General features: G+C 66.0%; 11 protein-coding genes. 7 read left to right on the forward strand and 4 right to left on the reverse strand.

Annotated elements, in window-relative coordinates:
* The 4 genes from QZ607_RS02670 to dksA all read right to left on the reverse strand — a co-directional run.
* On the reverse strand, positions 1–764 hold a 764-nt coding region (locus QZ607_RS02670; RefSeq protein ID WP_295879353.1), incomplete at its 3' end, for a glycogen/starch/alpha-glucan phosphorylase.
* 113 nt (positions 765–877) lie between these two features.
* Positions 878–3,253 (reverse strand): phosphoketolase, encoded by a 2,376-nt coding sequence (locus QZ607_RS02675; RefSeq protein WP_295879356.1) that lies wholly within the window; start codon positions 3,251–3,253, stop codon positions 878–880.
* Positions 3,254–3,377: 124 nt separating this feature from the next.
* Positions 3,378–4,301, reverse strand: coding sequence for a tRNA glutamyl-Q(34) synthetase GluQRS (gene gluQRS / locus QZ607_RS02680; protein ID WP_295879359.1), 924 nt, complete (start codon positions 4,299–4,301; stop codon positions 3,378–3,380).
* Between the two features lie 90 nt (positions 4,302–4,391).
* Positions 4,392–4,826 carry an RNA polymerase-binding protein DksA gene (dksA, locus tag QZ607_RS02685; RefSeq protein WP_295879364.1) on the reverse strand — a complete coding sequence of 145 codons (435 nt, stop codon included), beginning with the start codon at positions 4,824–4,826 and terminating at the stop codon, positions 4,392–4,394.
* A 233-nt stretch (positions 4,827–5,059) separates the two neighbouring features.
* On the opposite strand from dksA, the gene QZ607_RS02690 reads away from it, so the two are divergent.
* The 7 genes from QZ607_RS02690 to wecB all read left to right on the forward strand — a co-directional run bounded on the left by QZ607_RS02690 (position 5,060) and on the right by wecB (position 13,536).
* The gene (locus QZ607_RS02690) at positions 5,060–5,881 is read left to right on the forward strand and encodes an HAD-IA family hydrolase (RefSeq protein ID WP_295879366.1); all 822 of its coding nucleotides are present in this window, start codon (positions 5,060–5,062) and stop codon (positions 5,879–5,881) included.
* Positions 5,882–5,891: 10 nt separating this feature from the next.
* On the forward strand, positions 5,892–7,082 hold the full coding sequence (locus QZ607_RS02695) for an aminotransferase class I/II-fold pyridoxal phosphate-dependent enzyme (RefSeq protein WP_295879367.1): 1,191 nt from the start codon (positions 5,892–5,894) through the stop codon (positions 7,080–7,082).
* 303 nt (positions 7,083–7,385) lie between these two features.
* Positions 7,386–7,973 carry an XrtA/PEP-CTERM system exopolysaccharide export protein gene (locus QZ607_RS02700; protein WP_295879369.1) on the forward strand — a complete coding sequence of 196 codons (588 nt, stop codon included), beginning with the start codon at positions 7,386–7,388 and terminating at the stop codon, positions 7,971–7,973.
* A 46-nt stretch (positions 7,974–8,019) separates the two neighbouring features.
* Positions 8,020–9,609 carry an XrtA system polysaccharide chain length determinant gene (locus QZ607_RS02705; RefSeq protein ID WP_295879370.1) on the forward strand — a complete coding sequence of 530 codons (1,590 nt, stop codon included), beginning with the start codon at positions 8,020–8,022 and terminating at the stop codon, positions 9,607–9,609.
* A 121-nt stretch (positions 9,610–9,730) separates the two neighbouring features.
* Positions 9,731–10,678 carry an XrtA-associated tyrosine autokinase gene (locus QZ607_RS02710; RefSeq protein WP_295879373.1) on the forward strand — a complete coding sequence of 316 codons (948 nt, stop codon included), beginning with the start codon at positions 9,731–9,733 and terminating at the stop codon, positions 10,676–10,678.
* 6 nt (positions 10,679–10,684) lie between these two features.
* Positions 10,685–12,157, forward strand: coding sequence for a TIGR03016 family PEP-CTERM system-associated outer membrane protein (locus QZ607_RS02715; protein WP_295879376.1), 1,473 nt, complete (start codon positions 10,685–10,687; stop codon positions 12,155–12,157).
* Positions 12,158–12,384: 227 nt separating this feature from the next.
* Positions 12,385–13,536 (forward strand): non-hydrolyzing UDP-N-acetylglucosamine 2-epimerase, encoded by a 1,152-nt coding sequence (gene wecB / locus QZ607_RS02720; protein ID WP_295879378.1) that lies wholly within the window; start codon positions 12,385–12,387, stop codon positions 13,534–13,536.
* The last annotated feature ends 85 nt before the right edge of the window (positions 13,537–13,621 follow it).

Consider the following 13,621-nt stretch of genomic DNA (forward strand, 5'->3'; position numbering starts at 1 on the left):
AAGTCGAAGGACTCCGGCGCCTCCGACTTCCACAGCCGCAGCAGATTCACGTTGCCGACGCCGTAGCCCATGATGGGTGTGTCGTAGGCGACACCGTTCACCAGCAGGCTCGGCACCCAGCGCCTGCGCAGGGTGCCGTGCTCGTCGGTGTACGCCTCCGTATGGCCGTTGAAGCCCACCGGGAAGGACAGCTTCGGCCGCGGGATCTCCCAGGGGTTGCCGGCGCGCAGCCAGGTGTCGCCGCGCTCGGACTGCCAGCCGTCGACGATGACCTGGTCGAAGATGCCGAATTCGTAGCGGATGCCGTAGCCGATGGCGGGGATCTGCAGTGTCGCGAGGGAGTCCATGTAGCAGGCGGCGAGCCGGCCGAGACCGCCGTTGCCGAGGCCCGGCTCTTCTTCGGCCTCCACGATGGCTTCGAAATCCAGCCCCAGCTCCTCGCCGGCGGCGCGGGCGGTGTCGGTGATGCCGAGGTTCACCAGGTTGTTCACCAGGTGCGGGCCGAGCAGGAACTCCGCGGACAGGTAGCACACCGTGCGGGCATTGGTCTGCTTGAAGGTCTGCGCCGACCTGATCCAGCGCGCCAGCAGGCGGTCGCGCACGGTATAGGCGGCGGCCATGTAGAGGTCATTGACGGTGGCGACTTCCAGGAAGCGGCCCTGCAGATAGAACAGGTTGTCCAGATAGGCGCGCTTCAGGTCGTCCTTGCCGAGGCCGGTGCGTGTGCGATGCAGCTCGGTATCGGGCTTGGCGGTGTCGTTCATTGCAGTTTCCCTCGCTCAGGCGCTCGCCTGAAGATGACTCGGTGGTGTGCTTCTTTCGAGCAGGCAGGGGCTCAAGGCTCAGTCCTCAGGGCCAAGTGCCCCTCAGCCCTTGTTCAAAAAGGCCAAGTCCAGTCGTCGTACTCCGGCATGTCGATGCCGTACTCGAAGGCGTAATTGCGCGCATCGATCTGCATGTCGCGGAAGCGCTGCTTGGCGTGCGCGCCGATCACCGCGAGCCTGGGCACGCGGTCGATGACGTCGATCGCGAGGCTGAAGCGGTCGATCTCGTTCTCGATGGCCAGCTCCAGCGGCGTGTTGATGTTGCCGCGCTCTTTGTAGCCGCGCACATGGAACTGGGAGTGGTTCGACTGCTTGTAGGTGAGGCGGTGGATGAGCCAGGGATAGCCGTGAAAGTTGAAGATGACCGGCTTGTCCTCGGTGAAGATGCTGTCGAAGTCGCGGAAGCTGAGCGCGTGCGGACCCTCATGGTGCAGCGTCATCAGGTCCACGACATTGACGAAGCGGATCTTGATGTCGTCGAACTCGGCTCGGAGCATGGCCGTGGCGGCCAGCGCCTCCTTGGTGGGGATGTCGCCGCAGCCCACCATGACCACGTCCGGCTCATGGCCCTCGTCGTTGCTGGCCCAGTCCCAGATGCCGACGCCCTTGGTGCAGTGCTTGATGGCGTCCTCCATGCTCAGGTACTGGAGGTGATTCTGCTTGTCGGCGACGATGACGTTGATGTAGTTCTTGCTGCGCAGGCAGTGATCGGCCACTGACAGCAGGCAGTTCACGTCCGGCGGGAGGTAGATGCGCGCCACCTCCGGGTTCTTGTTGACCACCACGTCGAGAAAGCCCGGGTCCTGGTGGGTGAAGCCGTTGTGGTCCTGGCGCCAGACGGTGGACGTGATGAGCAGGTTCAGCGACGCGATGGGCGCCCGCCAGGGGATCTCGTTGCAGATGGCGAGCCACTTGGCGTGCTGGTTGTACATGCTGTCGATGACGTGGATGAAGGCCTCGTAGCTGGCGAAGAACCCATGGCGGCCCGTCAGCACATAACCCTCGTACCAGCCCTCCAGGGTGTGCTCCGAGAGCATTTCCATGACCCGGCCGTCCGGTGCCAGCTCGCCGCCGTCCGCGTCTTCCGGTAAGTACTCCGAGAGCCAGAGCTTCTTTGACACCTCATAGACTGCGTCCAGCTTGTTCGAGGTGTTCTCGTCCGGGCCGAAGATGCGGAAGTGGTCCTTGTTGTGGCGCATCACCTCGCGCAGCAGGGCGCCCAGGGGCTTGGTGTTCATGGCCCGTACCGTGCCCGGGCGCTCCACCTCGCAGGCGAACCGGCGGAAGTCCGGCATGCGCAGCGAGTGGCGCAGCAGCCCGCCGTTGGCGTGGGGGTTGGCGCTCATGCGCAGGCTGCCCATGGGGGCGGCGGCGCGGATCTCGGGCTTGAGCCTGCCGGTCGCATCGAACAGCTCGTCCGGCTTGTAGCTCCGCATCCAGGCTTCCAGCTGCGCCAGGTGCTCGGGGTTGTTGTGCAGCCCTGACAGCGGCACCTGATGTGCACGCCAGAAGCCTTCGACTTTGTGGCCGTCAACGTTTTCAGGACCGGTCCAGCCCTTGGGTGTGCGCAGCACAATCATGGGCCAGCGATAACGGGAGGCGTGGGCGGCGCCCTTGGCGCGGGCGTCAGCCTGGTACTCCCGGATGCGGGCGCAGCACTCGTCCATGGTGGCCGCCATCTGCTGGTGCATGGCCATGGGCTCGTCGCCGGCGACGAAATGCGGCTCCCAGCCGTAACCGCGCATCAGCGACGCCAGCTCGTCTTCGGGGATGCGGGCGAGCAGGGTGGGGTTGTTGATCTTGTAGCCGTTCAGGTGAAGGATCGGCAGCACAGCGCCGTCGCGGGCGGCGTTCAGAAATTTGCTGGAGTGCCAGGCGGTGGCCAGCGGGCCGGTCTCGGACTCGCCGTCGCCCACGGCCACCACCACCAGCAGCTCCGGGTTGTCGAAGGCGGCGCCGAAGGCATGGCTGATGGAATAGCCGAGCTCGCCGCCCTCGTGGATGGAGCCGGGTGTCTCCGGCGTGCAGTGGGAGCCGATGCCGCCCGGGAAGGAGAACTGCTTGAAGAAGGCGCGCAGACCGTCCTCGTCCTCGGACTTGTTGGGATAGATCTCGGAGTAGGTCCCCTCCAGATAGACCGGCGCCAGCACGCCGGGTGCGCCATGGCCGGGGCCGGCGAGGAAGATGGCCTCCTGCTGGTGGGCGATGATGATCCGGTTGGTGTGGCAGTACATGAAAGCGAGCCCGGGGCTCGCGCCCCAGTGCCCGAGCAGGCGCTTCTTGATGTGAGCTTCCTTCAGGGGCTCGCGCAGCAGCGGGTTGTCCAGCAGGTAGATCATGCCGGCAGCGACGTAGTTGCAGGCGCGCCAGTAGGCGTCCAAGCGCTCAACCTCGGTCTGGCTCAGCGGAACTTTGGCGGTGTCGGTCATCGGGCTCTCCTCGGCTCGTTTTGGTGGTGCATCCGGTAGGTTACGGCGCTGGCGTTAAGGGGCGGTGACGGCGGGCGGCCGGTGGTGCGGCTGGTCCGACCATGCAGCCGATCGTCCCCCGTCGTCAGCGCTCCGCCGCCTCTACTGCTGGATGCGTGATGCAACTGGGTATGCGTGTCACGTCCCAAGCATGCACGGCCCATGCCCAGAATGCGGCGACGTCGCCCGGTGGCTCAGGCGGCGGGCATTGACCGAGGAAGCGCCAGGCGGCGAGCAGCGCCGGTAGGGGATCGCTGCGCTCCACCGGCAGCGCAGCGAGGGACTTGGAGAGCTTGCGCCCGCTCGCATCCAGGGCGAGGGGCAGGTGGGCGTAGGTGGGCTGCGGGAGCCCGAGATGGCGCTGCAGCCGGATCTGTCTCGGCGTGGACAGCAGCAGGTCGGCGCCGCGCACGACGTCGGTGATGCCCTGGGCCGCGTCGTCCACCACCACCGCGAGCTGATAGGCGTAGAAGCCGTCGGCGCGGCGGAGCACGAAGTCGCCCACGGCGCGGGCCACGTCCTGCTGCTGCGGGCCATGGACGCGGTCCACGAAGCCGATCTCGGACCCGTCGGCGCGCAGCCGCAGGCTGCGCGGGGCGCGCCCGGCGGGCAGGCCCCTGCGGCAGGTGCCGGGATAGATGGGGCCTTCCGGGCCGGGCCTGCCGCCGAGCTGGATCTCGCGCCTTGTGCAGCCGCAGGCGTACACCAGACCCGCCGCACTGAGCCGCTCCAGGGCCGTGACATAGGCCTCGGTGCGTCCGGTCTGGTACCAGACCGAAGCGTCCCAGTGCAGGCCGAAGGCGTCGAGGCCTCGGAGGATGTCGTCCGCCGCGCCCGGCACCGTGCGCGGGCGGTCGAGGTCTTCCATGCGCACCAGCCACTCGCCCCCGGCCGCCCGCGCATCGGCGAAACTGCCGACGGCCGCGACGAGCGAGCCGAAGTGCAAGGGGCCGGTGGGGGAAGGGGCGAACCGCCCGCGGCGGCGTGACCCCGGCGGCGCTGCGGTCAACGGATGACCCGACGGTGCCCGTCGGACGCTGCTCGGGATGGCGGCGGTCGGGACGGCGGCGTGGCGTCAGACGTGCGCCCGGCCGTGGCCTCAGCCGCGCTGCTTCTCCCGGATCTCGTCGAGGGTCTTGCAGTCGATGCAGAGTGTGGCCGTGGGCCGGGCCTCCAGACGGCGCACGCCGATCTCGACACCGCAGGCCTCGCAGTAGCCGTACTCGTGCTCGTCGATGCGCTCCAGGGCCTCATCGATCTTCTTGATGAGCTTGCGCTCGCGGTCGCGGGTGCGCAGCTCCAGGCTGAACTCCGACTCCTGCGTGGCGCGGTCGTTCGGGTCCGGGAAATTGGTGGCCTCGTCCTGCATGTGGTGGACGGTGCGGTCCACCTCTTCCATCAGTTGGCGCTTCCATTCCAGCAGCAGCTTGCGGAAGTGCTCCTCCTGCTCGGGACTCATGTAGTCCTCGTCCTTGCCGGCCTCGTAGGGCTCGAATCCGAACGCCTTCGCGCCTTGTGTGTTCGCCTCGGCCATGGGTGTGCTCCCGCAGACAAAGGGTGGTCGTTGCTGGACCTGCCGCCGGGTATCGGGTCGGGCGGGAGCCCGCGCGACACGGAGCCCGAGCAGCGCTGAATCCGCGTTTCTACCAGAGACCGTGAGCGGCGGCAACTGGCGCCGCGGGCGCCGCAGTGGCGCCCGACCCGCAGGACCGGCGCTGTGCTAGTCTGGAACGCCCTGACGACCCATGCAGCACTGAGGCCGCCGGCATGCCGAAGCTCGAAGCGATTATTTTCGACGTCGACGGGACCCTCGCCGACACCGAGCGCGATGGTCATCGCGTTGCCTTCAACGCCGCCTTCGCGGATGCGGGCCTGGACTGGGAGTGGTCCGTTCCCCTCTACGGCGAGCTGCTGCGTGTCACCGGCGGCAAGGAGCGCATCCGCGCCTACCTGGCCGAGCATCTGCCTGACTTCGCGCCGCCGGAGCCGCTGGATGACTTCGTGCTTGGGCTGCACAAGCGCAAGACGGCCCACTACACACAGATGATGCGTGCCGGTGCCATCGGGCTCAGGCCAGGTGTGCTGCGGCTGCTGCGCGAGGCCATGGACGCTGGTATCAGGCTCGCCATCGCCACCACCACCACGCCGGAGAACGTCGCGGCGCTGCTGTCGGCGGTGCGCGTGCCGGGCCAGTATCCGGCGCTGGAGCACTGGTTCGAGGTGATCGCCGCCGGTGATGTTGTGCCGGCCAAGAAGCCTGCGCCGGACATCTTCGACCTGGCGCTGGCGGAGCTGGACCTGCCGGCGAGCGCCTGTGTCGCCGTCGAGGACTCCGACAACGGTGTGCGCTCGGCGCTGGGGGCGGGTCTGCACGCGCTGTTGGTCACGCAGAGCTCCTACACGGCCGAACAGCACTTCGACGGTGCGGCCCTGGTGGTGGATGGGCTCGGTGAGCCCGGCCTGCCGTCGCCGCAGGTGGTGGCCGGCGGCTGTGCCGATCCGCTGACGGCGGCCGTGCAGCGGGCGGGCTGCGTCGATCTCGCCGTGCTGCGGGCATTGCACGGCTGTGTCCAGAGCGCCGTTGGGTAGCGAGACCGCCATGCTGGAGCCCGCCGCCCGCGCGCAGGCCGTCGCGCCCTTCCAGGTCATGGCGATCCTCGGGCGCGCGCAGGCGCTGGAGGCCGAAGGGCGCGATGTCATTCATCTGGAGGTGGGCGAGCCGCGGTTCCCCATGCCGGAGCCCCTCCTGGACGCGGCGCGGCGCGCGCTCGGGCAAGAGTCCATGGGCTACACTCCGAGCGCGGGGCTGCCGGCGCTGCGTCGGGCCATCGCCGCGCATTATGCGCGGCAATACGACGTCGAGCTGGAGCCGGCGCGCATCATCGTCACCCCGGGCGGCTCCGGGGCACTGCAGCTCGCGCTCGCCGCGGTGCTCGAGGTCGGCGACGGGGTGATGGTCACCGAGCCCGGTTATCCCTGTCACCGGCATATGGCGGCCGTGACCGGCGGCGTCGTGCATCCGCTGGTGCTCGGCGGGGCGGATGCCTGGTGTCCGACGGCGCAGGCGGTGGCGGCACAATGGCGGCCCGGCACCCGGGCGCTGATGGTCACCTCGCCCGGGAATCCCACCGGTGCAGTGCTGGCGCCCGCGGCGCTGGCGGAGCTGTCTGCCGCGGTGCGCGCGCGGGCGGCGGCGCTCGTGGTGGACGAGACGTATCAGGGGTTGGTCTACGATGCGCCGGATGTCACGGCGCTCGGCTGCGGCGAAGACGGGGTCTTCGTCGTCAACAGCTTCTCCAAGTATTTCGGCCTGACCGGCTGGCGCTTGGGCTGGCTGGTGGTGCCGCCTGGCTGGTCGCCGGTGGTGGAGCGCCTGGCGCAGAATCTGTTCCTGGCTGCGCCGACGCTGGCGCAGCATGTGGCGCTCGCGGCCTTCGGCCCCGAGGTGCGCACACTGCTCGAAGAGCGCCGCACCGAGCTGCGGCGCCGGCGGGACCTGCTGGTGGACGCGCTGGCGTCCTGCGGCTTCGGGCTGGACGCAGTGCCGCAGGGGGCCTTTTATGTTTATGCGGCCCTGCCGCCGGACGCCCCGGATGCGCCGGCATTTGCGGCGGCGCTGCTGGAGGACGCCGGCGTCGCGGTCACCCCGGGTGCGGATTTTGGCGGCCCGGATGCGCCGCGCAGGCTACGCTTCGCCTATACCGAGAGCCTGGACCGTCTCGAGACGGCTGTGGCGCGGTTGCGCGCCGTCATGGGAGCCGAGCGCGACCAGTCGGGCCAAAACGGCTGATCCGTGCGGTACGACCTGTGACGAGCGTACACCCAAGCGCGGCGAAATCGCCGCCAGGGCCGCCTGATGGCCGGCATCCGTGTCCGACCGGCTGCACCGAAAACGGTGTGAAACAAGCGCATCGCGGACGAAAACACTCGTTCACTGTGCAATAATCGCGGCGCCGCGGGGATCGGTTGGGCGCAGCGCGCCGGAGACGCCCTGCGCCGGACACCCGGTCGGTCGGTGGAGCAACCCGGCCGGGCCACCCAATCGGAATGCTGCGAAAGGTTGTCCATGCCCCGATACCTCCTCATATTCGCCGTGGCCGCGGCCCTGCTCGCGGCCGGCTGTGCCAAACCGCGATTCCCGTTCCTGCCGGAGGCGACCTACCAACTGCGCTATGCGCAGAAGTATAAAATCGGACCCGGTGACTCGGTGCAGATCTTCGTGTGGCGGTATCCTGAGGTGAGCACGACCGTTCCGGTGCGACCCGATGGCTACATCTCGGCCCCGCTGCTTGAGGACGTGCCCGCAGCCGGCAAAACCCCCACGGAGCTGGCACGGGATCTCGAGGAGGCGCTCTCGGTCTTCCTGCGGGACCCGTTGGTGACGGTGATCGTGCAGGGCTTCGTCGGCATCTACCCGGAGCAGATTCGGGTGCTGGGCGAGGCGACGGAGCCCCGCGCACTCCAATATCGCGACGGCATGACCCTGCTGGACCTGCTGATCGCGGTTGGTGGGATCACGGAGTTTGCGGACGGCAACCGGGCTGTGCTGGTGCGCTTCGAGAATGGTGAGAAGAGGCAGTACACGGTACGGTTGCGCGACCTCATCGAAGACGCCGATTTGACCGCCAACGTGGACATGCGCCCCGGGGACATTCTGCTGATCCCGGAATCCTGGTTCTGAGCATCGCGGCGCCGGCGCCGCTCACCCGCGAACTGAAAGCAAACCGATGCAAGACGTCATCCGCTTAGCGATGTTCTACCTCAGTGGTATCTGGCGATACCGCTGGTTCGTACTCATCGTCGCCGCTATCGCATCCCCCATCGGCTGGGCCTACGTCGCCTCCCTGCCTGACACCTATCGCTCCAACGCGCGGGTGTATGTGGACACCGACTCGGTGCTGACGCCGCTGCTGCGGGGCCTCGCCATCAACACCAACGAGTCGCAGCGCGTGCGGATGATGACCAGCGTGCTGTTCGGGCGTGAGAACATGGAGAAGCTTGCCCGCATGACGGACATGGACCTGCGAGCAAACACCCCTGAAGAGATGGACGCTCTGATCGGCAGCCTGAAGCGCCGGGTCAAGCTGCGGGCGTCGGCCTCCAACATCTACCAGATTTCATTCGAGGATCAGTCGCCGGACCTCGCCAAGCGGGTCGTACAGTCGATGCTCACCATCTTCGTGGAATCCAATCTTGGGTCGTCGCGCCAGGATCAGGACTCGGCGGAGCGGTTTCTGCAGCGAGAGATCAAGGACTACGAGCGGCGTCTGATCGATGCCGAGCGTAAGCTCAAGGAGTTCAAGATGCGCAATCTCGATCTGCTGTCCGAGAAAGGGAGCTATTATGACAGGCTCAGGCAGTCGAAGCAGGAGCTCATCGGCGCACAGGATCAACTCGCTCTCGCCGAGAGTCGGCGGGAAGAGATCGCGCAGCAGCTCGAATACATGGAGAGCGAAGGCGCGAGCTTGCCTTACTTCCAGACTTGGCTGGAGGAGTCCTCCAGGGAGATCACCAACCCCCTGGATGCCAAGATCGCTGAGATGGAAGGCCAGATCGATGATCTGCTCATCCGCTACACGGAGCGACACCCCGAGGTCATCGCCATGCGTCGTGCCCTCGTGCGGCTCATCCAGCAGCGGGACGCTCAGCGCGACGACTATGTCGAGGAGCAGCAGAACAACGAAGTGGCTGTCGTCCGCTCGTTGTCCGAAAGCCCGGTCTATCAGGAAATGCAGCTTCGGCTTGCGAGCGCGGAAACCGAGCTCGCCGCCCGGGAAACCCGGGTAGCCTCACTGCGCGACAAGATCGAAAAGTTCCAGGCCGCCGTGGATGAGGTACTGCAGATCGAGGCCGAACAGAAGCAGCTGAATCGGGACTATGGCATTCTGAAGGACAACCACCAGACGCTGTTGCAGCGGCTGGAGCAGGCGCGGCTCACGCGAGAGGTCGATTCCAGCGTCGACACCGTGAAGTTCCGCACCCTGGACCCGCCGAAGGTGCCGAAGCAGCCCTCGGGCCCAGACCGTGTCGGCATGGCCTCGCAGGTCTTCGGCGGCTCGCTGGTGGCTGGTCTGGGTATCGCGTTCCTGCTTGCGCAACTGCGACCGGTTTTCTTTGATCGGCGTCAGCTCTCGGAGGTGACGGGCGTGCCAGTGCTGGGCAGCATCAACCTGATCACGGTGCCCCGCCAACGCCTGCGCAAACGCTTGGCGACGGTTGCCTTCTCGATGTCGCTGTTGCTGCTGATCGCAAGCTACGCCGCAGTGCTCACCGTCTTCTTCCTGGATGTTGACGTGGCTTCGAAGCTGCCGTTCTGACCCGGATGGATGCGCATCCGGTGATGCCCCGTACTGGCTGCCGCGCCCAGCGATCATCCCCGGCTGTGGCACGCCGTCGCCACGTATCTTTCGATACGCACACACAGTCTGGAGTCACGTTATGACCACCCAACAGCAGGATGCACCGCAAACCGGCGCCGCAAACCGCTGGATGCGACAGGAAGGCGGGGGGCTGCCGGTGGATTCGACGAGCCAAGGCGAAACCGCTGTCGAGCAAGACTGGTCGTCGCCAGCGACTGACAATGAGGTCGGCGTGCTTGACACGGGCGAGGTCATGGTCTTTCCGAAGGAAGACTGGACCAAACGGGAGAAGGCCGAGCACAAGCGAATCGCCGAAGAATTTCGCATGATCAAGCGCCCACTCCTGATGAACGCCTTCGAGCGCAGGCATGACGGCGAATCACCGTATAATTTGATCATGGTGTCGAGCTCGGTACAAAGCGAGGGCAAAACCTTTGTGTCGCTGAATCTCGCGGCGTCACTCACGCTTGAGCTGGATTGCTGGGTACTCCTCATCGACGGTGATGTCGCAAAACCGGGCTTGTCCCGCCGGCTCAGTCTCGGGGATGCACCGGGGCTGATCGAGCATCTGGACGAGGGCGCCGAACTGTCTCAGCTGATCCGGCAAACCGACATTCCGAAGCTGTCCGTGCTGCCCGCCGGGCAGCGCCACCGTCAATCCACCGAGCTGCTGGCTAGCCAGAATATGCGACGGCTCCTGCATGACGTGGCGACGCGTTATCCGGACCGCATCGTGTTGTTCGACTCGCCACCGGTCTTGGCCACGAGCGAGGCTCCGGTGCTCGCGTCACTGATGGGGCAGGTAGTCATCGTCGTGGAGCATGAGGCAACGCCACAGGGGTTGGTCAAAGAAACCGTCAGCCAGATCGGGCGCACAGACAACGTCTACATGCTCCTCAACAAGTGTAAGAGTACACTCTTCTCCGGAAAGTACGGCTATCAGTACGGCTATGGCTATGGCTACGGTTATGGCTATGGCTATGGTTACGGCTATGGCGGTGATTACGGGGCGGAGCGCGACGATTGAGGCGGCATGGGCGTGGTGCCGCGGATGAGCTCGGGGATGCGGCGCGCCTGCTTCATGGGCGCGGTACTGATCCTTGCCGCCGCGGACGCGACGGCGTCCTGGCGCGGCACCGCGGGTGTGCGCACCAGCGCGATCTTCACCGACAACCTGTTTTTGACCACGGACGACACCGAGTCTGGCAGCGTGCTGCGGGTGCGTCCCTATATCGCCTCGTCACGCGATGGGAATCGCGTCGAGGCCCGTTTCAACTACGGTCCGAGCGTGGTCTTCTATCCCGGCCAGTCGGATCTGAACGACATTCGTCACACCCTGAGCGCGCGGCTGGATTCCGAGCTGATCGAGCGCTATTTTTTCCTTGACATCCGGGCCAATGCCAATCAGGTGTTGATCAACCCACGGGGCAACGCCGGGTTCGACCCGATCGCCAATCCGGATGCCTTCACGCAGCAGGCGTCGATCCGGATCATCCCTCGGATCAATGTGCCGGTGATGGATGGCCGGTTCGCTACGGTACGGATACAGCCCGGGGTGGGTTATGACTTTACGGCTTCGACTGCTGACGACGGTGATGGGCTGCGCACCCCGACACGGGATACGCGTGTCCGGGTGACCAGCGGCCCAATGTTCACAACCGTACCTTGGTCGTTGAATTGGCGCAGGAGGCTGTTCGACGCAGATACCGACCAGGGCTTCGGTGAGCTGTACGCTCGGGTCGGATACATCTTCAGCCCGCGCTATCGGCTGGATGTCATCCTCGGCTACGATGAGAGTACCGACGCATTCCGTGGCTCTGGTGGCGAGACGAGCGGGAGCAGGTGGGAGACCATTTTTCGTTGGACGCCCAACACCCGTGCACGCTTCGCGTTTGGCTTCGGTGAGCGCTATTTCGGCAATGTGTACCGCTTCGATGGCAATTATCGGCACAAGCGTTGGGTGTTCCGCAGTCGCTATCGCGTTTCCATCCAGTCGGCGGCCACCGCCCTGCAGGAGCAGCAGGTAGTCCCTATTCGCGATTTGTTCGGCAACCCGATTCGGGATCCCTTCGACACCGAGGAGGTGCTGACGGCGACGGTGACAACGCCGGTCCTGATCGACGATACTTTCCGGCGCGAGCGCTTCGACTTCCAGTCTCTGTATCGCAAGGGCCGGAATACCGCCTCAGCGCGTTGGTTCGTGACCCGGCGCGAGTACGACCAGTCGGATCTCGATACCCTCGACAACCAGTTCCAGTTCCGCTACTCGCGTCAATTGTCGCGTCGGCTTACGGCGTCGGCTGTGCTGAATCTTTGGGATCACAGCGAGGAAAACGACGCGGCGTTCGACTATTTTCAGGAGTCCCTCGATCTTCGAGTGAGCTATCGGCTCGGACCCAAGGCCAGGTTGGGAGCCCGTATCGGACGCGTCAACCGAGACGCCGAACTGGATGCCGCGGACTTTTCGGAGAATCGGCTGAGCATGGATTTCAGTGTTCGGTTCTGACTCGCACGCTCTCTGTCTACACCCGGAGATGATCCTGTGCTTGCCGCCTGCGGGTCATCTTGTCGCCCAGGCAGCGGCAGGACCCTTGGGAAAACGCCTCATTGCATGGTCATGCCACGCAAGCAGCATGCGTGACCGTCGAGACAACCGGGCTTCCGGGCTGCATGGTGACGGCCCGTGAATCCGCGCGTGCACAACGATGATTCACTGAAACCAGGGGCAGCGCGATGACGAAACGCGTGATGTGCGTCGTTGGTGCCAGACCAAACTTCATGAAGATCGCCCCGCTGATGCGTCGCCTCCAGGCGTCCGCGTCGCTGGAGCCTTATCTGGTGCACACGGGACAGCACTACGACGCCGCCATGAAGGCGGCATTCTTCGACGCGCTGCGAATACCGGAGCCGGACGAAGACCTCGGCGTCGGGTCCGGCACGCACGCGGCGCAGACCGCAGAGATCATGCGGCGCTTCGAGCCGGTGCTGGACGCGGAGGCACCAGCCGCGGTGCTGGTGGTGGGGGATGTCAATTCCACCATCGCCTGTGCGTTGGTGGCCGCCAAGAAAGGTGTGCCGGTGGTGCATGTCGAGGCGGGTCTGCGCAGCTTCGACCGCAGCATGCCCGAGGAGATCAACCGGGTGCTGACCGATCAGCTGTCGGCTGCGCTCTTCACCACGGAGCGTCGGGCGCTCGACAACCTCGCGCGGGAGGGGGTCGACCCAGACCGCGTTCACTTCGTCGGCAACGTCATGATCGATACGCTGATGGATAATCGCGCGCGGGCGCCGAGCGTCGCGCAGGTGCTTGCCGCCGTCAGCTCGCACGAAGCACCGCCGGAGCGCTTCGGGGTGGTGACCCTGCATCGGCCATCGAACGTGGATGATCCGGCGGTGTTGGAGCGGCTCCTCGCAGTGCTCGCGGAGCTCTCGGGGGAACTGCCGCTGCTGTTTCCGCTGCACCCGCGCACGGCAGCAAGGCTCGAGGGTGCGGGGCTTCTGGCGCGGGCGCAGGAGGCCGGTACGCTGTTGCCGCCGCTCGACTACCTGCAGATGCTCGGCCTGCTCCAGAATGCGACAATGGTGCTGACGGATTCGGGCGGCATCCAGGAAGAGACCACAGCGTTGGGCGTCCCTTGCCTGACGTTGCGTGCCAACACCGAGCGGCCGATCACCGTGGAGCAGGGCACCAACAGCGTCGTCGGGTCCGATCCTGAGCGTATTCTCGCGGCCGCCCGCGGCGTGCTTCGGGACGGTGGCAAGGCCGGCCGTATCCCGGAGCTTTGGGACGGGCAGGCCGCGGATCGCATTGTTGCCGTGCTTGAGAACTGGCTCGATTCCGCAGTCTCGCCCACCGCCGGCCCAAGTATCGCCCAGAATTACTGACCGACGCCGGCGCGGCCGGCACCGGAGACGCACCATCATGACGTTGCTCGCAGACGTGTCCACCCGTGGGGGCCCCGCTGCGCCC

The sequence above is a fragment of the uncultured Thiohalocapsa sp. genome (genome assembly GCF_913063425.1).
Lineage (GTDB): Bacteria > Pseudomonadota > Gammaproteobacteria > Chromatiales > Chromatiaceae > Thiohalocapsa.